The sequence below is a fragment of the Buchnera aphidicola (Pemphigus obesinymphae) genome, from assembly GCF_026122815.1.
Lineage (GTDB): Bacteria > Pseudomonadota > Gammaproteobacteria > Enterobacterales > Enterobacteriaceae > Buchnera_C > Buchnera_C aphidicola_BJ.
Genome location: NZ_JAIWQW010000007.1, coordinates 13918 through 36140, shown reverse-complemented (window position 1 = coordinate 36140; position 22223 = coordinate 13918). Strand labels below are relative to the sequence as shown.

The 22223-nt window shown below is 25.3% G+C and carries 18 protein-coding genes and 1 tRNA gene; 5 read left to right on the top strand and 14 right to left on the bottom strand.

Going from position 1 to position 22223, the window contains the following annotated elements; genetic code table 11:
* From LDP10_RS01870 to greA, 12 genes are all read right to left on the bottom strand, one after another.
* Nucleotides 1–1691 (bottom strand): DEAD/DEAH family ATP-dependent RNA helicase (locus tag LDP10_RS01870; protein WP_265197044.1); only part of this gene is annotated, 1691 nt, incomplete at its 3' end.
* Between the two features lie 360 nt (nt 1692–2051).
* Nucleotides 2052–4133 carry a polyribonucleotide nucleotidyltransferase gene (gene pnp / locus LDP10_RS01865; protein ID WP_265197043.1) on the bottom strand — a complete coding sequence of 694 codons (2082 nt, stop codon included), beginning with the start codon at nt 4131–4133 and terminating at the stop codon, nt 2052–2054.
* A gap of 206 nt (nt 4134–4339) precedes the next feature.
* Nucleotides 4340–4609 (bottom strand): 30S ribosomal protein S15, encoded by a 270-nt coding sequence (gene rpsO, locus LDP10_RS01860; protein WP_265197042.1) that lies wholly within the window; start codon nt 4607–4609, stop codon nt 4340–4342.
* A gap of 77 nt (nt 4610–4686) precedes the next feature.
* A complete protein-coding gene (truB, locus tag LDP10_RS01855) occupies nt 4687–5607 on the bottom strand; it encodes a tRNA pseudouridine(55) synthase TruB (protein ID WP_265197041.1) in 921 nt (306 codons plus the stop codon).
* A 42-nt stretch (nt 5608–5649) separates the two neighbouring features.
* Nucleotides 5650–6009 (bottom strand): 30S ribosome-binding factor RbfA, encoded by a 360-nt coding sequence (gene rbfA / locus LDP10_RS01850; protein WP_265197040.1) that lies wholly within the window; start codon nt 6007–6009, stop codon nt 5650–5652.
* Between the two features lie 57 nt (nt 6010–6066).
* Complete coding sequence (gene infB, locus LDP10_RS01845) at nt 6067–8700, bottom strand: translation initiation factor IF-2 (RefSeq protein ID WP_265197039.1); 2634 nt, start codon at nt 8698–8700, stop codon at nt 6067–6069.
* Nucleotides 8701–8717: 17 nt separating this feature from the next.
* Nucleotides 8718–10205, bottom strand: coding sequence for a transcription termination factor NusA (gene nusA, locus LDP10_RS01840; RefSeq protein WP_265197038.1), 1488 nt, complete (start codon nt 10203–10205; stop codon nt 8718–8720).
* A gap of 365 nt (nt 10206–10570) precedes the next feature.
* Nucleotides 10571–10659, bottom strand: a tRNA-Leu gene (locus tag LDP10_RS01835).
* Between the two features lie 95 nt (nt 10660–10754).
* Nucleotides 10755–11021 (bottom strand): preprotein translocase subunit SecG, encoded by a 267-nt coding sequence (gene secG, locus LDP10_RS01830; protein ID WP_265197037.1) that lies wholly within the window; start codon nt 11019–11021, stop codon nt 10755–10757.
* Nucleotides 11022–12706: 1685 nt separating this feature from the next.
* Nucleotides 12707–14542, bottom strand: coding sequence for an ATP-dependent zinc metalloprotease FtsH (gene ftsH / locus LDP10_RS01825; protein ID WP_265197036.1), 1836 nt, complete (start codon nt 14540–14542; stop codon nt 12707–12709).
* A 59-nt stretch (nt 14543–14601) separates the two neighbouring features.
* Nucleotides 14602–15234 carry a 23S rRNA (uridine(2552)-2'-O)-methyltransferase RlmE gene (gene rlmE, locus LDP10_RS01820; protein ID WP_265197046.1) on the bottom strand — a complete coding sequence of 211 codons (633 nt, stop codon included), beginning with the start codon at nt 15232–15234 and terminating at the stop codon, nt 14602–14604.
* Nucleotides 15235–15480: 246 nt separating this feature from the next.
* On the bottom strand, nt 15481–15960 hold the full coding sequence (greA, locus tag LDP10_RS01815) for a transcription elongation factor GreA (protein ID WP_265197035.1): 480 nt from the start codon (nt 15958–15960) through the stop codon (nt 15481–15483).
* 456 nt (nt 15961–16416) lie between these two features.
* Here greA and LDP10_RS01810 point away from each other — a divergent pair, with 456 nt between their 5' ends.
* The 4 genes from LDP10_RS01810 to cgtA all read left to right on the top strand — a co-directional run bounded on the left by LDP10_RS01810 (nt 16417) and on the right by cgtA (nt 19256).
* Nucleotides 16417–16641 carry a BolA family protein gene (locus tag LDP10_RS01810; RefSeq protein ID WP_321160495.1) on the top strand — a complete coding sequence of 75 codons (225 nt, stop codon included), beginning with the start codon at nt 16417–16419 and terminating at the stop codon, nt 16639–16641.
* Nucleotides 16642–17456: 815 nt separating this feature from the next.
* Nucleotides 17457–17786 (top strand): 50S ribosomal protein L21, encoded by a 330-nt coding sequence (rplU, locus tag LDP10_RS01805; protein ID WP_265197033.1) that lies wholly within the window; start codon nt 17457–17459, stop codon nt 17784–17786.
* On the top strand, nt 17786–18040 hold the full coding sequence (rpmA, locus tag LDP10_RS01800; RefSeq protein WP_265197032.1) for a 50S ribosomal protein L27: 255 nt from the start codon (nt 17786–17788) through the stop codon (nt 18038–18040). The genes rplU and rpmA overlap by 1 nt, the downstream gene beginning before the upstream one ends.
* A gap of 199 nt (nt 18041–18239) precedes the next feature.
* Nucleotides 18240–19256 carry an Obg family GTPase CgtA gene (gene cgtA, locus LDP10_RS01795; RefSeq protein WP_265197031.1) on the top strand — a complete coding sequence of 339 codons (1017 nt, stop codon included), beginning with the start codon at nt 18240–18242 and terminating at the stop codon, nt 19254–19256.
* A gap of 97 nt (nt 19257–19353) precedes the next feature.
* On the opposite strand, the gene rpsI is transcribed toward cgtA, so the two are convergent.
* Together rpsI and rplM are read right to left on the bottom strand one after the other, a co-directional pair.
* On the bottom strand, nt 19354–19746 hold the full coding sequence (gene rpsI, locus LDP10_RS01790) for a 30S ribosomal protein S9 (RefSeq protein WP_265197030.1): 393 nt from the start codon (nt 19744–19746) through the stop codon (nt 19354–19356).
* Between the two features lie 17 nt (nt 19747–19763).
* Entirely contained in the window at nt 19764–20192 is a 429-nt protein-coding gene (gene rplM, locus LDP10_RS01785) for a 50S ribosomal protein L13 (RefSeq protein ID WP_265197029.1), read from the bottom strand.
* A gap of 576 nt (nt 20193–20768) precedes the next feature.
* Here rplM and LDP10_RS01780 point away from each other — a divergent pair.
* The gene (locus LDP10_RS01780; protein WP_265197028.1) at nt 20769–21911 is read left to right on the top strand and encodes a prephenate dehydratase domain-containing protein; all 1143 of its coding nucleotides are present in this window, start codon (nt 20769–20771) and stop codon (nt 21909–21911) included.
* Nucleotides 21912–22223 lie beyond the last annotated feature (312 nt).

Below are 22223 nucleotides of genomic sequence, written 5' to 3'. Positions count from 1 at the left end.
ACACGTATAGTTTTTCTATTTAAAAAATTGTGATGATCACGATTTAATAACTTTAAATTGATTTGTTTATTAAGAATACGAGTCCGAATTAAACGTTGTAATAAATCTTTAGACATACCACAAGGTAATTCAATCGTAGAATAAGAAGCAAATAATTTTATGTTACCAATTTGACGACTACTAATATTCCCTTCATTAGCGATAGCGCCAACTATATGTCGAACTTCTACACCATCATCACGACCAACATCAATCCTATACAAATCAATATTTTTATTATTTACCCGACGATCACGACGAATTTTATTAATTCTGACATTATCATACCGACGATCTTCATAAGAATTAAAATTTTCATTTTTTCGTATTATAGAATCAGGTTTAACAATTAAAGATCTTTCTCCTTGAGCTATTTTTAACAAAGCTGCTGCTAAATTATTTATATCTAATTCACTTTCTGGTTGTATTTTATATAATAACTCACGATAATCATTTAAATCTTTACTTTCTAATTGTTCTTCTACTTTTTTAGAAAATTTTTCAAGACGACGTTGACTTAATAATTCAGTTGTTGGTAAATTTACTTCTGTAATACTTAATTTCATCGTACGTTCTATATTTCTTAATAAACGACGTTCTCTGCTTTCAACAAACAATAAAGCTCTTCCAGTTCTCCCAGCTCTTCCCGTACGACCAATTCTATGAACATATGATTCAGAATCCATAGGAATATCGTAATTTATAACGAAACTAATACGATCTACATCCAAGCCACGAGCTGCAACATCTGTAGCTATTAAAATATCTAACCGTCCATTTTTCAATCTTGCCAATGTCTGTTCACGTAAAGATTGATTCATATCTCCATTTAATGCTGCGCTGTTATAACCATTCCTTTCTAACGCTTCAGAAACTTCCAAAGTTGCATTTTTAGTTCTTACAAAAATAATAGTAGCCGAAAAATCTTCTACTTCTAAAAAACGTATCAAAGCATCAGTTTTACGACCATATACCATCCAATAACTTTGTTTAATATCAGGACGAGTAGAAACATTAGATTGAATTCGTACTTCTTTAGGTTCTTTCATAAATCTACGTGAAATTCGACGAATAACATCAGGCATTGTAGCAGAAAACAATGCTGTTTGATGATTTGCTGGAATTTCAGCCATAATAGTTTCTACATCTTCTATGAAACCCATTCTTAACATTTCGTCAGCTTCATCCAATACTAAACTATGTAAATTAGAAAGATTTAAAGTTCCTCTTTTTAAATGATCTAATAAACGACCTGGTGTTCCAACAACAATTTGGGGTCCTTGACGAAGTGCTCTTAACTGCAATTCATATCTCTGTCCACCATATAATGCTAAAACTTTTATACCGGATATATATTTTGAAAAACTTGAAAAAGCATCAGCTACTTGTACAGCTAATTCTCTAGTCGGAGCTAAAACTAAAATTTGTGGTGCTGTTAAAGATAATTTAATATTATTCAATAAAGGCAATGAAAAAGCAGCTGTTTTCCCACTACCAGTTTGTGCCATACCCAATACATCTTTACCTAATAATAAATGAGGAATACAAGCTAATTGAATAGGAGAAGGTTTGATATATCCCATTTCATTTAGTGCTTGAATAAGTTGAGAATTTAAACCAAGAGCAAAAAATGTATTTTCAGTGTGAGTCATGCAGTACATGTACCTCTTAAGTTAAAGATACCAGTTAATACAATTTTTTATAAAAATTTATTTTGTTTAAAAGTGTACACTGTATAAAATGAAATAATAAAAATAGAAATTTATTTTCTATATTATAAAAAATAATTTAAATAAAAATATCTACGATTATAAAAGAAATATGATAACAAATACATATAATATAAAAAATTATTTAACAAAAAAAATATATCAAATATAATATTTATAATTAAAGTTATATTAAATATTTTTATTCCAAATAAAAATATTTTTAAAAAACTATTTTATATATAAAAAATTTATATAAAATTTTTTGAATAAAATTATCTACTGTTATCATCGGTAATATAATTACTCTGCAGCTTTAATACTAAGACGTAATCGTCCTTGTCTATCTACTTCTAGTACTTTAACAGATACTATTTGATCTATTTTAAGATAATTAGTTACTTTTTCCACTCTTTTTTCAGCTATTTGTGAAATATGAACCAATCCCTCTTTCCCTATTCCAATAGAAACAAAAGCGCCAAAATCAACTATCCGCGTTACTTTTCCAATATAAATTTTACCTACTTCAATTTCAGCAGTAATTTCTTCAATCCTTCGTATAGCATTATTAGCTTTTTCTTTAATAGTTGCGGAAATTTTTACCGTCCCATCATCTTCAATTTCAATAGTTGTTCCTGTTTCTTCAGTTAACATACGAATAACAGATCCTCCTTTCCCTATAACATCTTTTATTTTCTCCGGATTAATTTTTATTGTATGTATCCGTGGAGCAAATTCAGAAATGTCGGTACGAGGATTTTTTAATGCTTTACCCATAACATTCAAAATATGTAAACGGGCTCTTTTAGCTTGATATAATGCTAATCTCATTATATTACTTGTAATCCCTTCAATTTTAATATCCATCTGCAAAGCAGTAATACCTTCTTTCGTTCCTGCTACTTTAAAATCCATATCACCAAGATGATCTTCATCTCCTAATATATCAGATAATATGACATATTTATCACCTTCCTTCACTAATCCCATTGCGATACCAGCAATAGCAGAAGTTATAGGAACACCTGCATCCATTAAAGCTAAGGATGCTCCACAAACTGAAGCCATAGAAGACGATCCGTTAGACTCAGTAACTTCAGATACTATTCTTATAGTATAAGGGAAATCTTCTATTTTAGGCATAACTGCTAATATACTACGTTTTGCCAATCTGCCATGACCTATCTCACGTCTTTTTGGTGATCCAATAATACCAATTTCACCTACAGAATAAGGAGGAAAATTATAATGGAAAAGAAAATTATCTGTTTTGTCACCCAATAAATCATCTAAATTTTGAGCATCTCGAGATGTTCCTAAAGTTGTAGAAACTAACACTTGTGTTTCACCTCTTGTAAATAGAGCAGAACCATGTGTTCGAGGTAAAATACCAGTTCGTACATCTAAAGCACGAATCATATCGTTTTCTCGTCCATCAATACGTACTTTGCCGTTTAAAATGCGATCACGTACAATGTTTCTTTCGATGTCATAAAGAATATATTCAATTTCACATGTATCTGAAACAATATTTTCATCAACTAAACGTTCTATTATACTATCTTTAATTAATTTAAGCTGCTCGAATCTTTCTTTCTTTTCAATAATTTTATAAGCATTACTAATTTCATCTTTGCATAATTCTAACACACGAAACTTCAAATGATCACTGATTGATAACGTATTTAAAATCCACGAAGATTTTCCATGTTCATCTGAGAAAGCACGAATATTTTCAATTACCACTTTTTGATGTTTATGTGCAAATAAAATAGCATTGAGAATTTTATCTTCATTTAATATATTAGCTTCTGCTTCTACCATCAAGACAGCATTTTCTGTGCCCGAAACAATTAAATCTAAACAACTCGATTTTAATTCATCTACAGTAGGATTTAAAACATATTTATTATTAATATATCCTACTCTAGCTGCACCAATAGGACCGCTAAAAGGAATACCAGATAAACTTAACGCCGCTGATGCCCCAATAATCGAGACTATATCTGGATGTACTTGAGGATTAACAGAAACTACAGTCGCTATTATTTGAATTTCATTAAAGAACATCTTAGGAAACAAAGGACGAATAGGACGATCTATTAATCTTGCTATTAATATTTCATTTTCACTAGGACGACCTTCTCTACGGAAAAATCCTCCTGGAATTCTACCTGCAGCATAAGTTCTTTCCTGATAGTTAACAGTTAAAGGGAAAAAATTTTGTCCTATTTTTGATATTTTTTCACCTACAATAGTAACAAATACAGCAGTGTCGTCCATACTAACCATTACAGCAGCAGTTGCTTGTCGTGCCATCATACCAGTTTCTAAAGTAACAGTATGCCGACCATACTGAAATTTACGAACAATAGGGTTTAGCAAAATAACATCCTTAATATATAATTTTTTAATAACCAATTCAACCTAATAGATATGATTAAATTTTAAATTGATATAGACATATATTTTCATAATTTATTATATCAGCAAAAGGGCTGAATTAGCCCTTTTAAAGATGATGTATCCTTAAAAATATTATATTTTTGATTGCATAAAACTAGTTGGTCAATATTAGAAATATTTAACTTTTAACGACGAAGTTGTAAAGATTCAAGAATATCATTATAACGAATTAGATCCGTTCTTTTTAAGTAATTTAACAACTTTCTACGTTTAGAAACCATTTTCAATAAACCGCGTCGCCCAGAATGATCTTTTTTATGTATTAAAAAATGATTTTGTAAACTATTTATTTGAGAAGTTAACAATGCCACTTGCACTTCAGATCTTCCACTATCTTTATTATTGAATCCATATTTTTGAAATATTTTTTTCTTTTCTGTTTCAGAAAACGACATTTTATGCTCCATATCTTAAAGTAAATGACTTATAACCTCTTAATTTATTTTACATTACTCTAATTAATATCAATACGTTATTTAATATTAGATAATAATCTTATTGGTTTTACACAACTATGATTATAACTTTTGCCTAATCCAATAAATTTTTTTTCTTCCATTACCCGTACTAATTGATTTTTATAATTATGAAAATATTGAATTTCTTGCCCTTTTTTAAAAAAAACCGCAACTTCACCAGAAATAGAAATCTTCGGGAATGAAGCAATAGGAGAATCAACAGGCATTAAAAAATCGGATATATTTTTCTTTAAAATTAAGTTATTTTTTTTTGTTAATGAATACAATGTGTTAAACGCAATCATTTTGCTAACTGGATAACATCCAACTTGCAAACGACGCAATAACGTTACATGTGCACCACAACCTAACACTTCTCCTAAATCATCAATTATGGTACGAATATACGTACCTTTAGAACATTTTATTTCTAATTCAAAAAAATTTTTACTTCTATTAATACATTTTAATTGATATACCATAACTATTCGGTCGATACGAGGTATATAAATTCCTTTTCTTGCATATTTATATGATGGTATTCCTTTATATTTTATAGCAGAATATAAAGGAGGTAATTGTTTTATTTTCCCTTTAAAACGGTTTAACGCTCTTTCAAATTCATTATCAGTAAAAATAATTGAACGAGTTTTTGTTATTCTACCATCAGAATCAAATGTTGTAGTCGATTCACCTAATTTAGCGATTACTCTGTAACATTTATCAGAATTAATCGAATATTGTGCAAATTTAGTAGCTTCTCCAAAACAAATTGGTAACATTCCTGTAGCAAGAGGATCTAAAGATCCTGTATGACCAGCTTTCTTAATACTAAACAACTTTTTTATTTTCTGTAAAACATTATTAGAAGACAAACCAGAAGGTTTATCTACCAATAATACTCCATTCTTACAATTAAATTCGGGAAAAAACATTTATTCCCCTTTATTATGATCAATAATATTAAAATATTTTTTTTATTTATTAATTACACTAGAAAGAATATTAGATATTTTGATACCATTAGCGAATGAATCATCGTAAATGAAAAATAATTTTGGTATTATACGTAATTTTATTTTCTTACATAATAATTTTCTAATAAAACCAGTGGCATTATTTAAAATTTCAATAATTTCTGTGATAATAATTTTTTTTTTACCATTTAAAAAAGTAACAAAAACTTTAGCATATTTACAATCAGGAGATAAACAAACCTCAGATACCGTTATCATTGTATTTAAACGAGGATCTCTTAATGAATATTGGATAATAAACGACAATATTTTTTTTAATTCTTGAGCCACTCTAGAAGAACGGCTAACTTCTTGTAACATAATATGTTCTCTAAATAATCTTTTTTGAAATAAATGCGTACATTTAACAGTAGTAATTTAAATACTTCTCTGACATTCTTTAACCTCAAATACTTCTATTATATCTCCTATCCGAATATCATTATAATTCTTTATACCAATACCACATTCCATGGCATTTCTAATTTCATTTACATCTTCTTTAAAACGACGTAACGATTCTAATTCTCCCTCGTATATTACTATATTATTTCTTAATATACGTACAGGGTGATTTCTTTTTATAATACCTTCGGTTACCATACAACCAGCAATAGATGAAAATTTTGGAGATTTAAATATATTTCTTACTACAGCTAACCCAATAATTTCCTGTTTATATTCAGGAGATAACATACCTGACATAGCTGTTTTAACTTCATCAATTAATTTATATATTATTGAATAATAACGTATATCTATATTTTCCAATATAATCATACGTTTAGCCGAAGAATCTGCTCTAACATTAAATCCAAGAATAATAGCGTTTGATGCTATTGCTAAAGAAACATCTGTCTCTGTAATTCCTCCCACTCCTGATCCGACTATGTTAATTTTAACTTCATCATTAGATAATTTTATTAAAGATTCAGAAATCGCTTCTAAAGATCCTTGAACATCAGACTTTAAAACAATATTTAATGCGGAATTTTCCCCCGATTTAATATGATCAAATACGTTTTCTAATTTAATCTTTTTCTTCTTAGCTAATTTCACTTCACGGAATTTACCTTGTCTATAAAAAGCAACTTCTCGGGCTTTTTTTTCATCGTTAACTACCGTGAAAATATCACCTATATCAGGTATCTTAGATAAACCTAATATTTGTACAGGAATAGAAGGACCTGCTTCTGTTATACTATTATTAATTTCACTTTTCATTGCTCGAACTTTACCATATGAACAACCACATAGTAGAATATCTCCTTTTTTTAATATACCTTCACGCACCAAAACAGTAGCAACAGGACCGCGACCTCTATCAAGAAAAGACTCAATTACAACCCCACTGGCCATCCCACTAAAAAAAGATTTCAAATCTAATATCTCTGATTGCAATAGAATAGCGTCAAGCAAATTACTAATACCATATCCCGATTTGGCTGATACTGGAATAAATATATTCTCTCCACCCCATTCTTCAGGAATAATAGAATGTTTTATTAATTCTTTCTTTAACGGATCCAGAGAACCTTCTACTTTGTCAATTTTATTAATAGCAACGATAATAGGAACCTTAGCAGCATTTGCGTGCTGAATAGATTCTATAGATTGAGGCATTACTCCGTCATCAGCAGCAACTACCAAAACAACTATATCGGTAATTTGTGCTCCTCTTGCTCTCATCGAAGTAAAAGCAGCGTGTCCAGGTGTATCTAAAAAAGTAATAATACCATTTTTTGTTTTTACGCAATAAGCGCCTATATGTTGAGTAATACCACCTGCTTCTTTAGAAATAATATTAGTTGATCTAATGTAATCGAGTAACGACGTTTTCCCATGATCAACATGCCCCATAATAGTAACTACAGGAGGTCTTAATTTTATTGCATTACTGTTTATTTTTCTATTTTGCATTAACAATTCTTCTAACGCATTATCGCGATATAAAGTCACTTTATGACCCATTTCTTCAGCTACTAATTGGGCAGTTTCTTGATCTACAATTTGATTGATCGTCATCATTAAACCTAACTGCATCATTTTCTTTATTACTTCAGAACTTTTCACTGCCATTTTATTAGCTAATTCAGATACAGTTAATTCATCACCTATTATAATATCTCTATTAATGTTTTGCAGCGGCTTCTTAAAAAATTGTTGTAGTATGCTTCCTTTACTCTTTAATTTACTATTTTTCCCAACGTGCATCACTGATTTTATTCCTTCCCGATCTTTTTTAAACTCTAAGTTTTTATTATTTTTTCTATAACGGTTATTTCTAATTTTTTTATTTCTGATGCGACGGTTACCTTCAATTGCTCGATCATTTTCATCTTCTGCTTGACGGGCACGTAAAAACGTAGTCAGATGATAATCTTTTTTTATTTCTTCTTTATCTATTTTATTATTTAGTATATCTTTAAATATTTTTTTTTCTTCTATAGAAATATTACGTCTATCTGTATTTTTTTTTATATTTTTCACTTTATAGTCGCGATTATTTTTTTTATTTCTTTTAGAAGAAATTAATTTATCGTTCAACTTATTACCACCTGTGTTATTAATTTCTTCATGATTTTTTTTATTAATTAGTTCTTTTTTACTTTTTTGATTAATATGAATTAAAGATTTTTTTTTACTTTTAATAACTAAAAACTCCTTTTCTTTTTCAATATAATTAAGATTTGTTTTATCATTCAGAGATCTGTCTTTTCCAACATTATTTTTAAAATAAGTATGATTTTTCCTTATTTCAATTTTTACCAATTTATTTTTTCCTCCAATACTAGAAACATTTAAAAAACTACGAATTTTCCTTTGTAAAGTTAATGATTCTTGAAAAATATCCTTTTTTTCACATAAAAATCTTAATAATACTGTTTTCTCTTGTGGAGTTATCACATCACAAACATTTTTTAATATACCTAGCTTATAAAAAGTATCAATTATTTTTTTTACTGAAATATTCAATTCTTTTGATAACAATTTTAAATTTACATCTGCCATTCCATTTTTCCCTATTATTAAGTCTTACTACCGAACCAACAAACATCGCGAGCTGCCATAATTAATTTACCTGCTTTATCACTGTCTAAACCTTCAATGTCACTAAGATCATCAATTCCTTGATTAGCTAGTTCTTCTAAAGAATAAATATTTATATCTGATAATTTAATGGCTAAATCTCGACTCATTCCATTTAAATTTAATAATTCTTTTTTAATATTCATTTTTTTAAATTTTTCTTTCTTTTCTAATTCTTGTATTTTTAAAGCATTTTTAGCGTCCTCTCTGATTTGATGAAGTACATTTTTATCAATACCAGAAACAGATAATAATTCATTAAAAGGCACATAAGCTATTTCTTCTAAAGAAGAAAAACCTGTTTTAATTAATGTATTTATGATATTGTCATCAATATTCAAACTATTACTCAATATACGTTTAATTAAATGCGATTCTTCTTTATATTTTAACCGTAAATCGTCAACAGTCATCACATTTAATTCCCATCCGCTTAACTGAGAAGCTAACTTAACATTTTGACCATTTCTACCAATCGCTTGTGCTAAATTAGCAGATTCTACAGAAACATCCATAGTATGATGATCTTCATCCATAATAATAGAAGATACATCAGCTGGAGACATTGCATTAATTACAAATTGTGCTGGATTACTATCCCATAAAACCACATCAATTCTTTCACCACATAATTCACTGGATACCGCTTGTACTCGTGCTCCCCTCATACCGACACAAGCTCCTACAGGATCTATACGTTTATCATTTGTTTTTACTGCAATTTTAGCTCTTGATCCTGGATCACGAGCAGCGGCTTTAATTTCAATTATCTCTTCTCCAATCTCAGGCACTTCAATACGAAACAACTCAATAAGCATTTCCGGTTTAGATCTACTCATAAACAATTGAGCTCCTCGAGATTCAGGATAAATCGCATATAATAATCCTCTTACACGATCACCTAATCTAAAATTATCTCTTGGTAACATATCTTCTTTCATAATTAATGCTTCAGCATTATTTTCTAAATCTAAAATAATATTATCTCTATTTATTTTTTTTACAATACCAGTAATAATATCACCTTTATATTCTTTAAATTGTTCAACTACCATAGCTCGTTCAGCTTCTCTTACTTTTTGAACAATAACTTGTTTTGCTGTTTGAGTAGTAATTCTATCAAAAGTGACTGATTGTATTAAATCTTCAATATAATCATTCAATTGTATGGAATTATTTTCCAAACGAGCTGCTTCTAATGTAATTTCTTTTGTCGGTTGAGTAACTTGAGATACAACCATCCAACGTCGAAACGTATAAAAATCTCCATTTTTACGATTAATTTTTACTCTTATATCAATTTCTTGATCATGTTTCTTCTTCGTAGCTGTGGCTAATGCACATTCTAAAGCTTCAAATATTTTTTCACGTGGGAGAGATTTCTCATTTGAAACTGATTCAACAACAGCTAAAATTTCTTTACTCACCTTGATTGGCCTCAATTTTAAACAAAAAAATGAAAATAAATTTATTTTTTCAATTTTTTAAAAAATGTTTAATCTATATAAAAACGTCTTAACAAAAATTTTTTACAAAAAATAATCTTTATAAACATAATTTTAAATATAAATTTAAGGTATTTATAAAGAATAAATTACTTTATTATTTAAATATAGAAAATGACAAAATAAAGTTTAAATGTTTTTAAATAACAAAAACCCCCGAATAATCGGGGGAATGGTACTTGACTATATCGTTAATAGAAAAAAATAAATTGCTATATAAAATTTATTTTAAAATAATAAAAATTAATTAATGTTATATATATATAACATTAATTAATTAAAAATCGTACCGAGGACGGGATTTGAACCCGCATATCTTTTAGAATAAGATACTACTACCTCAAAGTAGCGTGTCTACCAGTTCCACCACCTCGGTTTAATTTTTACTAACTACATTTACAGTTAATAAAATATTATATGCCAATATAACTCTAATTTAATTTTATAGATCAATTCCTTTTATGATAAAAATCATTGATCATCTAATATACTACTGAAATTTATTTTTTTATCATGATTAACGTTAACATTTGATAAAGCTAAAATAAAAATAAAAAAAAGAATTGCAAAAAAAATAGTAATATAAGTCATTAATTTGTTACGATTAGCATGAGTAAATAATTTTTCAGAACCACCAATAGAACAAGATGAATCTATGTTCTCACCTTGTTGCATCATAATTAAAAAAATTAAAATAGTTGATACAAACATTAATAAAATTAAAAAAAAATGATACATAACAAATATGTTCCTATTGTCATTACCGCCATAAAATTTTTTATATAATATTATTTAATAAATATATAAAATATATTTATTAAATAATATTATATTGGATATACATATTATGTATATCCAATATAAATCAATTTTATCACTTTTAAAGTGTTAAATAAAATAGTTGCTTTTAATTTACATTTAAATTAAATAATAATCAAAATAAATTATTTATTATTTTGTATAATTATTATTTTCTGATATTTATATAATATTTATATATATTATATATATATTTAATGTTTTATAAAAAATAAATATACTAAATAATTAAAAAATATCAAAAAATATAAATCTAACTATTTTATTAAATATATTTAAAATAAAATTTTTCTAATTTTATTGCTATTTTATCATTTTAAATAATGAAGTTTTTAATATTAATTTTTTATAAAAAATCTTTCTATTACTCTGTAATTTTTAATGCAAATGAAATTTTAAAACATAACAATGTATCGTGTATTGTAATTTTCTATTTATGAATAAAATGTGTGCACCTTTTCATAAAAAATTTTGATATAAATCATAAAAATATGATTTTTATATATCCTATATTTCTAAAATAATTTATTTCTGACTATAAATAATCAAATCTAATGTCTTATAGATTTACTATTATAGCATTTATTTTAAAAATAAAAATATTTATAAATTCATTGACTAGAAAAAAACTTGTAATTACAATTTTATAAAAATTTTTATATTTATAAAATAAGTAATAAGATAATCAAAGTTTTATAAAATTTTGATTTTTTAAAACATTATTCGTAAATAAAAAATTAAACCTTTAGAAATTTATGTAATTTTTGAATTGATTAAAAATTTAATTTTTATTAAGAATAAAATTATAATTTTTTAAAAAATTTTATAAATGTGATAAAAAATACCAATGTATTTAAATCCACTAAAGAAATAAGAACAATAACACCTTTTTCTATCCTTTTTGTTTCAATAGAAAAAAAATGAAAATATATTTTTATTTTATTAAATAAAATTATGTGTTTTATTAATCTATCTTAACACATAATATAATATTATGTATAATATACTTAATCTTTTGTTTTATCTATGATAATAACTATTATTAATTTATTTAATTGAATGTATATAAAAAAATAATAATTTTACTTTTAGTTTTATTTTTAACAAAAATAAATGCTTTTTTTTAAAAAATAAATTAATTTTTATACAAAAAAAATAATTTCAATAAAAATACAATATATTTATAAACATAAAATTTTCATTTTTAATAACGATTAAAAGAAAAGTAATATTTATTATATGAATAAACGTATTTATTTTTAAAAATCAACTATCTCCTATAAAGTAAAGAGATAGTTGCACATTTTTTAACAAAAATAATGATTTTTACATTTAAATCGAACTAGATTTAAAAATTTAGAATATCAATTAAACACATATCTATTTTAAATTACATCTTTTAAAATATCTAAAATTTATGATACTTTGAAAACAATGATGTCATAAATGATTAAATTAACATTTAACCAAATTTTTCATCTAAAAACATTATTTAAAATTTATAGATTAAAAAATATTCTAGTTATATCTAAACAATTTATTATGAAAAATAAAATTACATTAAATATATTTTAAATTTTAAAATAACTATATTAAATATTAATTTAATTAGAAGAAGAATTTTCTACCCAATCTACAGGTTTACGAACTTTTTTCCTGGCCATTAAATCATCAATTTGCGATGCATCAATTGTTTCATATTTCATTAACGCATCTTTCATGGCATGTAATATATCCATATTATCATTTAAAATATTTCTTGCTCTTTGATAATTTAATTCTATTAATAACTTTACTTCTTTATCTATTATTCTAGCAGTTTCATCTGACATATGTTTAGCTTTAGCGACTGAACGACCTAAAAATATCTCATCCTCTTCTTCAGCATATAATAACGGTCCTAATTTATCTGAAAAACCCCATTGAGTTACCATATTTCTTGCCAAAGTAGTTGCAATTTTTATATCGTTAAATGCACCTGTAGATACGTTTTTTTCACCATAAATAATTTCTTCAGCTAATCGTCCTCCATATAAAGTAGATATTTGACTTTCCAACTTTTGACGACTAATAGTAATGGTATCGCTTTCTGGTAAAAAAAATGTTACTCCTAATGCTCTACCTCTTGGAATTATTGTTACCTTATGTGCAGGATCATGTTCAGGAACTAATCTTCCTACAATAACATGTCCAGATTCATGATAAGCAGTAGCCTGTTTTTGTGCATCAGTCATTACTAATGATCGACGCTCAGAACCCATAATAATTTTATCTTTAGCTTTTTCAAATTCTGACATAGATACAGTTTGACGATTAATCCTAGCAGCAAAAAGAGCTGCTTCATTAACCAAATTAGCTAAATCTGCACCAGAAAATCCAGGAGTACTACGTGCAATAATCATTGCATTAACGTCTTTATCTAAAGGAATTTTACGCATGTGAACTTTAAGGATCTGATTTCTTCCTCGAACGTCAGGTAAAGCTACTACTATTTGTCTATCAAAACGACCAGGCCGCAATAAAGCAGGATCTAAAACATCAGGACGATTTGTAGCGGCAATTAAAATAATACCCTCATTGCCTTCAAAACCATCCATTTCTACTAACATTTGATTTAATGTTTGTTCTCTTTCATCATGTCCACCTCCAACACCTGTACCTCTTTGACGACCTACAGCATCAATTTCATCAATAAATATTATACACGGAGCAGATTTTCTAGAATGTTCAAACATATCACGTACTCTCGACGCCCCTACTCCGACAAACATTTCCACAAAATCAGAACCAGAAATAGTAAAAAAAGGAACTTTAGCTTCTCCTGCTATAGCTTTTGCAAGTAACGTTTTACCTGTTCCTGGGGGGCCAACCATTAAAATTCCTTTTGGAATTTTACCACCTAGTTTTTGAAAACGACTAGGTTCTCTTAAATATTCAACCAATTCACTGACTTCTTCCTTAGCTTCATCGCAACCAGCTACATCAGAAAAAGTAATCTTAATCTCATCTTTAGATAACATACGAGCTTTACTTTTACCGAATGACATAGCACCTTTTCCACCACCAATATGCATTTGACGCATAAAAAAAATCCAAACACCTATTAATAAAAACATCGGAAACCATGATATAAAAATAGAAGTAATCAAACTTGTCTCTTCAGGTGCTTCTCCTACTACTTTGACATTCTTTACCAATAGATTATCTAGTAATCTAGCATCGTTAATTGGAAGATATGTTTTATATTTGTTATTATTTTTTTTGATAACATTAATTTCATGCCCATTTATATGTACCTCTCGGACTTGATCTTGATTAACTTCTGATAAAAAAGTTGAATAATCTATTCTACGAATGTTCCCATCATCAGAATTAAAACTTTGAAATATAGACATGAATACAACTGCAATAACTAACCAAAGAATCAGATTTTTAACCATGTCACTCAAGGTATTAACCTCATTATTACAATAATATTAAAAAACAGCATAAGATATTATTATTTTTTCTTAGCTGCTACAATAAAGACCTCTCTAGAACTAGTTAGAGAAGAATATGGTTTACGAATTTTGACTAATGAAAACAAATCATAGATTTTTTTTAAAAATGTATCAAATCCTTCTCCTTGAAATAATTTTAATAATAATGTTCCTCCTTGTACTAAAGTTATTCTAGATACTTTGAGAGCTAAATTACATAAAAAAATAGACTTAGGAATATCAATACAAGAATACCCACTCATATTAGGAGCCATATCGGACATCACTACATTAATCGGTATCAATTTTGCACAATGTAATAATTTATCAAATATAATTTTCTCTCTGATATCACCTTGAATAAAGAGTACATTTTTAACAGGAAGCATCGGTAGTATATCACAAGCTACAATTTTACCTTTTTTTCCTATTTTAGAAACAGCATATTCTGACCAACTACCAGGAGATGATCCTAAATCAATCACATTCATACCTATTTTAAAGATTTTATCAGAGTTGTTTAATTCTGCTAACTTAAATTTTGCTCTTGATCGAAATCCTTTTTTATAAGCTAATTTCACATATTTATCACAAAAATGCCTTTTCAACCATCTGTTAGAATTTATTATTTTTTTTTTATCATAAAAATATATCCTAAAACACAAAAATTCAATAAAAACATATAAACTTGATACGCAAAATAATCAAATCATTAATATTGATATATTTTTAAATTTTTATACATAAAAGTCCCATTAGTTCCTACTAATTATTAAAAAATAATTTTTTTATGATATTTTTAATAAAAATTTTTATTTATATAAAATCTATTAAGTATTTACATATTATTTTTAATATTAGTTTTGGTCATTATGTTAAATATTTTTAGTTCATAGATATTAAACATAATCTATCTTTAATATCTCATATTGTATTTTCCCACCTGGTGTTTTTATCACAGCTATGTCTCTTTCTTTTTTACCAAGCAATCCACGGGCCATAGGAGAATCAATAGAAATTAATTTTTTTTTAAAATTAGCTTCATCATTACCTACAATACCGTAAGTAGATTTTTTTTTAGTATGCATGTTCATCACTGTTACAGTAACACCAAAAATTACCGTGCCATTATGAGGTACCTTAGTTATATCAATAATTTCGGCGTTAGCAAGTTTAGATTCAATTTCTTTTATCCTTCCTTCACAGAATCCTTGTTCTTCTCTAGCTGCATGATATTCTGCATTTTCTTTTAAATCACCATAAGATCTAGCATCAGAGATATCAGAAATAATACGAGGTCGTGTAATTTCTTTTAATTCTTGTAATTCTTTGCGTAATTTTTTTATACCACTTAAAGTCATTGGAATCTTACTTTTCATATCAAACCTCTGAATAATAATATTATTATTTTATTTTTTTATATATTATAGAAAAGCAAATAAAATTAAAAATACTAAAATTGGCGAAATATGCAATTACTTTTAAAAATATTCTAAACAAGTAAAAATATATGAATGAATATTCATAGATAACACCGTGCATATAAAAAATATGTTTTATAAATTATGACTTTTATGTTAAGATATAAATCTATTTTAACGATACTTTATAACTATACAACAAAATTAATTAACAAAAATAAACAATAATTTTTATTAATATAGATCAAAAAATATGTTATATAGTAATATTTATTATATATTTTTAGTATTTCATTACTCAAATAACATTCTATTTAATTCTATATATCGAACAATATAAAAATTATTTTTAAAAAAAAACGTTACATTAAATTTAAAATAACCATGCAAAATAAAAAAATAAAGAAATTACTAATGAATTCATTGGCATTACAAGAAATATATGTAACAGGAGATAGCAATCATATAAAAATTATTGCTGTTGGAGAAATATTTACAGGAATGAGTGAAGTAAAAAGACAACAATCTATTTATACATCTTTAATGTCAGACATTATAGAAAAAAAAATTCATGCCATAACTATAAAATCTTATTCTCCTAAAGAATGGAATAAAAAAAAACATATTTATAATCCGTAAAAATATTAAATGATTAATATATATATCCAAAAAAGTCATTTTAAGAATCTTATTAAAAAATAATACATTATATATTCAAAAAAAAGTTTAAATTGATTGTTTTAAAAAAATAATTAGATATTTTTATAATAATAAAAATATTAATATGTAATTCAATTAAAATATAAAAATTAAAATAATTAATTCTTTCTTTCAAAAAAATAAAATTTTATATTTTACATTTTTAATTTTATTATTATCCGACAAATCACTTACCATTTTAAAAAATTTAAAAAACACTTTAAAAGTGTAAAAAAAAACATTTTTAATTCACTATTAAAAAATAATAAAAATACATTAATATCTAAATGTTTCACATTCTAAAATAATAAAAATATAAACATTGCATTTACATTGTTCAATGTAATAAAAATATGGATAAAAATTTTTCTTAAAATTAATATGTATCTCATTTCTAATTTAAATAAAAGAAACAATTTTTTATAAAAAGAAAATTTTTTAAAATCAATGAAAGTAATTTTCCTTTCTTATTCTCATAAATTTAACATTCATTATCAATATAATCAAAAAGTACTATTTTAATACTATTTATTGTATATAATAAAAATTATAAATTCTAAAAAAATATGCTAGAACAAGATTCTGTTAAGAATAAAATATATTTTTTAATCTAAAATAAAAATGTATCAACATATCCTATAAAATTTTTTTTAAAAATAAATTAATAGTTATCGATTAAGATGGATATTTAATTTTTAAAATTATTTAAATTAACATTAACAACCATATTAAATAATCAACTATTGGAGTCATTTATGTATGCAGTTTTGTTAAATGGTGGGAAACAACACCGAGTAAAAGAAGGACAAATTATCAGATTAGAAAAAATAAATTTAAAAATAGGAAAAACAATAGAATTTAAAGAAATATTGATGATTTCAGATAAAAAAAATATTAAAATAGGTAACCCTATTTTGTCACAATCCTTGATTCAAGCTTATATCGAAAATCATGGGAAACATAAAAAAATAAAAATTTTAAAATTTAATAGAAGAAAACATTATAAAAAAACACAAGGTCACAGACAACTATTTACTGATGTTAAAATCACAAAAATCATCACTAATACAGAGGAATTTAATTAATGGCACATAAAAAAGCAGGTGGTTCAACTCGAAATGGTCGCGATTCTAATGCAAAACGTTTAGGAATAAAACGTTTTGGAGGAGAAAAAATATCTTCTGGCAGTATTATCGTCAAACAACGAGGAACTAAATTTCACCCAGGCACCAATGTGGGCTGTGGAAAAGATCATACTTTATTTGCAACTGAAACTGGAAGAATAAAATTTGAAATAAAAGGCATAAAAAAAAGAAAATACGTTAGTATTATAAAATAAAAAATAATAAAAAGTTACTTTTAAATTCAAAGATCTCCTGTAAAATTAAGAGATCTTTTTACTTTCTTAGAAAAATAATAATGAAAATACTGTATTAAAGATTCGTAAAATATTTTTTATTTATTCAGTTTATAATTAAAGCATTTCTTTCAAAATAGAAAAAATTATTTTTTAGAAAAAAGTTTAAATAGGAAAAAAAATGAAATTTCTAGATCGAGCAATTATTCATGTCATTGCTGGTAACGGAGGTAATGGATGTGTAAGCTTTAGAAGAGAAAAATATATACCTAAAGGAGGTCCAGATGGAGGAGATGGCGGAAATGGAGGAAATATTTGGTTAAAATCTGTCAATAATCTTAATACATTAATAGATTTTAAATTTAAAAAAATCTTTTCAGCAGGTAATGGAGAAAATGGTTTTTCTGGAAAATGTACCGGTAAAAAAGGATTTGATGTTACTATTTTTGTTCCAGTGGGAACAAGAATAATTGACATAAAAACTAAAGAAATTATAAGCGATATGATTAAAAATAATCAAATGTTATTAATTGCAAAAGGAGGTTGGCATGGATTAGGAAACACCAGATTCAAATCTTCCATTAATCGTACACCAAAAAAAAGAACTCTTGGAACATCAGGAGAAAAAAGAGAAATATTATTAGAATTAATACTATTAGCTGATGTTGGAACTTTAGGTTTACCAAATGCAGGAAAGTCAACTTTTGTGCAATCAATATCTTCCGCTAAACCAAAAATAGCAGAATATCCCTTTACTACTTTAACACCTACTTTAGGTGTTGTATCTGTAAAAAATGAAAAAAGTTTTATTATATCTGATCTTCCAGGATTAATAAAAAATGCATCAAAAGGAATTGGATTAGGTTTTTTATTTCTAAAACATTTAGAAAGATGCAATTTATTACTTCATATTATCGATATTTCTTCATATCAACCTGATAATATTATTGAAAATATAAATGTTATTATTAATGAATTGAAAAATTATAATACAACAGAAATATATAAAAAAACTAGATGGATTGTTTTCAACAAAATTGATCTTTTAGAACAAAAACAAATAAAAAAAATAGTCAATAAAGTTTTATTCTCTTTAGAAAATAAAGAAAAATATTATATTATTTCTGCAATGAATGGAATTGGCGTCAAAAAATTATGTTCTGATATCTCTATTTTTTTAAAAAACAAAAATTTATAAATATAAATAAACTTATCAAACCTATACAAAATTTTTATTAAAAAGAAACCCGGTAAAATTCTGTTCCGGATTCCTTATAAAAATCAATGATTTCTTATTAACGTTTAGAAAACTGTGGACGTTTTCTTGATTTACGAAAACCTACTTTTTTGCGTTCTACTTGACGAGAATCACGTGTAACAAATCCAGCTTTTTTTAAATCAATTTTAAACAATGAATTATATTTAATTAAAGCTCGAGTAATACCATGACGCACCGCACCAGCTTGCCCAGAAATTCCTCCTCCTTTTACAGTAATATAAAAGTCAAATTTAGAAACCATATCTACTAATTCTAAAGGTTGGCGTACTATCATACACGCTGTTTCTCTACTAAAATAATCTTCTAACTGACACTTGTTAATAAATATTTTACCAATACCAAACTTCATAAAAACTCGAGCAGAAGATCTTTTCCTACGACCTGTCCCGTAACCTTGAATTACTGTCATTATTATATAAACCTAATTTAAATATTTAAAAACTGTGGATTTTGTGCTGCATGATTATGATTATTACCAGCATAAACTTTTAACTTTTTAAACATCATACGACCTAACGGCCCTTTTGGAAGCATTCCTTTTACGGCTCTTTCAATAACACATTCTGGAGATTTTTGTATCATTTCTCTAAAAGAAAAACTTTTAATCCCTCCAATATAGCCTGTATGATGATAATAAATTTTATTATTTTCTTTTCTTCCAGAAACTAAAATATTTTTTGCATTTAAAACTATTAAATAATCACCGACATCAACATGTGGCGTATATTCTACCTTATGTTTTCCTCGTAAATAACGAGACAATTCAGTTGCTAATCTGCCTAATATTTTTCCTGTAGCATCTATCATATACCAATTTTTTTTTACATCACTTGATTTAGCTGAAAAAGTTTTCATCTAAAAAACCACCTAAAAATAAAAATAATTTTCTACAATAATCTATAATAATTAAAATAATGTTAGAAAAAATGCATTACATATAATTAAATATAAAAATACTAAAAAATTATAAATTAGATAACATTTGTCTATTATGTTAAATAAAAAACAAAATACTTTATATTTGACAAAATTAATTCATTACTTTAATATTATTAAATAAAATTTATGAATTATTTTATTTTTATAAAAATAAAATAATTTTAATTATCTTATATAATATTATTCATTTAAAATAATAGCATTTATAATAAAATAAAACAATCTTATATCTATGTATTATGTTAATACAAAATTTATTTTTATTAAAAATAATTTAAAATTAAAATTTTATATTTCGTATAATAATGATTTATTTTTTTTATTTAGTAAATAAATATTTAAAATCTTTACAAAAATTCTTTTAAATATATTTATATATATAAATATATAAGAACTTTCTTTTTTAAAAATTTTTAATAAAAAATATAAACTATTACTTAAAACCTATTCTTCTGAAATCAAATTTATTAAATATTCAATAAGTAGCCAATTATGATTTATGAAAATCACTTACTTTATTTACGTAATAAAATTAATTTAATTGATCAAAAATTAATAAAAACTTTTGCCAAAAGACAATCGATAATTAAAAAAATAGCAATAGAAAAAAAACACACTTCCCAACCCATTCGAGATGTAACACGTGAAAAATTACTATTAAAACAAGTAACTGATTTAGGAGAAAAATTAAATCTTAACATCGATTTTGTAAAAAATATATTTAAACTTATAATAGAATATTCAGTATCAACCCAAACAAAAATACTAGAAAAAAAAAATAATTTTTCCCCCAGTATATTTTCTTTTCTTGGACCTAAAGGCTCTTATTCCCATATTGCAGTCATGAACTGTAAAAAAAAATATAAAAAAATAAAAGAAAAAACATGTTCTTCTTTTACAGAAGTTGTTGAATCTGTAGAAAATAAAAAATCTAATTTTGCTATATTACCCATAGAAAATACTTCTTCAGGTTCTATTAATGAAGTTTATGATCTATTAAAAAATACTAATCTATTTATTGTTGGAGAAACTTACATCCCTATTAATCATTGTTTATTAGCAATACCTAACACTAATTTAGAAAATATAAAAAAAATTTACAGTCATACACAACCTTTTCAACAATGTAGTAAATTTATAAAAAAATTTCCTGATTGGAAAATAAGACATACATTAAGTTCAGCTGATGCTATACAACATGTAGCTAAAATAAGAAAAAAAAATATTGCCGCTTTAGGAAGCGAAATTGGAGGAAAATATCATAAATTACAAGTTTTATTAAAAAATATATCTAATCAAAAAAATAATATAACTCGTTTTTTAATATTAGGTAATAATCCAATAAATATATTAGAAGAAAAACCAATAAAAACCACATTGTTATTTACATTTGAAAAAAAAACAAAATCCCTACTAGAAATATTATCAATATTAGAAGAACATAATTTAATTATGACAAAATTAGAATCTAGACCTATATATGATCATCCTTGGGAAGAGACATTTTATATGGATATTTTAATGAAAAAAAAATCATCTCTTACGGCTAATATACTAACTAAATTACATAATATAACTAAATCTTTAAAAATATTAGGGTATTACCAAAACATATCCTCAAATATCAACATATAATATAATGATATAACTCTATATTAAAATGACATGATTGCAATAGAGTTATATTATCGATAAAATATAAAAATATCACTGAAATAAAATTTTCAATAAATTAAAAATTAATTTATTATTTTTTTATACAAATTATTGTTTTCTTCATTTTTGAAATTTTATATATTTTAACATTCTTCAATATAGAAATGTTCATAATTTCTATATCTAATTAAAAAGATTACTACTTAAAGATATACAAAAAATAATAATTGAAATTATTATTTTTATTTTAACAATATAATTGTATAGATTCCATTGTTAAATATATATAAT

What these genes read in the sequence shown, in the direction of transcription:
- rpsO (WP_265197042.1), bottom strand. Translation starts at nt 4,609, where the DNA reads ATGTCGTTTTCTGAAACAGAAAAGAAAAAAATATTTCAAAAATATGGA.
- truB (WP_265197041.1), bottom strand. Translation starts at nt 5,607, where the DNA reads ATGTTTTTTCCCGAATTTAATTGTAAGAATGGAGTATTATTGGTAGAT.
- rbfA (WP_265197040.1), bottom strand. Translation starts at nt 6,009, where the DNA reads ATGTTACAAGAAGTTAGCCGTTCTTCTAGAGTGGCTCAAGAATTAAAA.
- infB (WP_265197039.1), bottom strand. Translation starts at nt 8,700, where the DNA reads ATGGCAGATGTAAATTTAAAATTGTTATCAAAAGAATTGAATATTTCA.
- secG (WP_265197037.1), bottom strand. Translation starts at nt 11,021, where the DNA reads ATGTATCATTTTTTTTTAATTTTATTAATGTTTGTATCAACTATTTTA.
- ftsH (WP_265197036.1), bottom strand. Translation starts at nt 14,542, where the DNA reads ATGGTTAAAAATCTGATTCTTTGGTTAGTTATTGCAGTTGTATTCATG.
- greA (WP_265197035.1), bottom strand. Translation starts at nt 15,960, where the DNA reads ATGAAAAGTAAGATTCCAATGACTTTAAGTGGTATAAAAAAATTACGC.
- LDP10_RS01810 (WP_321160495.1), top strand. Translation starts at nt 16,417, where the DNA reads ATGAATTCATTGGCATTACAAGAAATATATGTAACAGGAGATAGCAAT.
- rplU (WP_265197033.1), top strand. Translation starts at nt 17,457, where the DNA reads ATGTATGCAGTTTTGTTAAATGGTGGGAAACAACACCGAGTAAAAGAA.
- rpmA (WP_265197032.1), top strand. Translation starts at nt 17,786, where the DNA reads ATGGCACATAAAAAAGCAGGTGGTTCAACTCGAAATGGTCGCGATTCT.
- cgtA (WP_265197031.1), top strand. Translation starts at nt 18,240, where the DNA reads ATGAAATTTCTAGATCGAGCAATTATTCATGTCATTGCTGGTAACGGA.
- rpsI (WP_265197030.1), bottom strand. Translation starts at nt 19,746, where the DNA reads ATGACAGTAATTCAAGGTTACGGGACAGGTCGTAGGAAAAGATCTTCT.
- rplM (WP_265197029.1), bottom strand. Translation starts at nt 20,192, where the DNA reads ATGAAAACTTTTTCAGCTAAATCAAGTGATGTAAAAAAAAATTGGTAT.
- LDP10_RS01780 (WP_265197028.1), top strand. Translation starts at nt 20,769, where the DNA reads ATGATTTATGAAAATCACTTACTTTATTTACGTAATAAAATTAATTTA.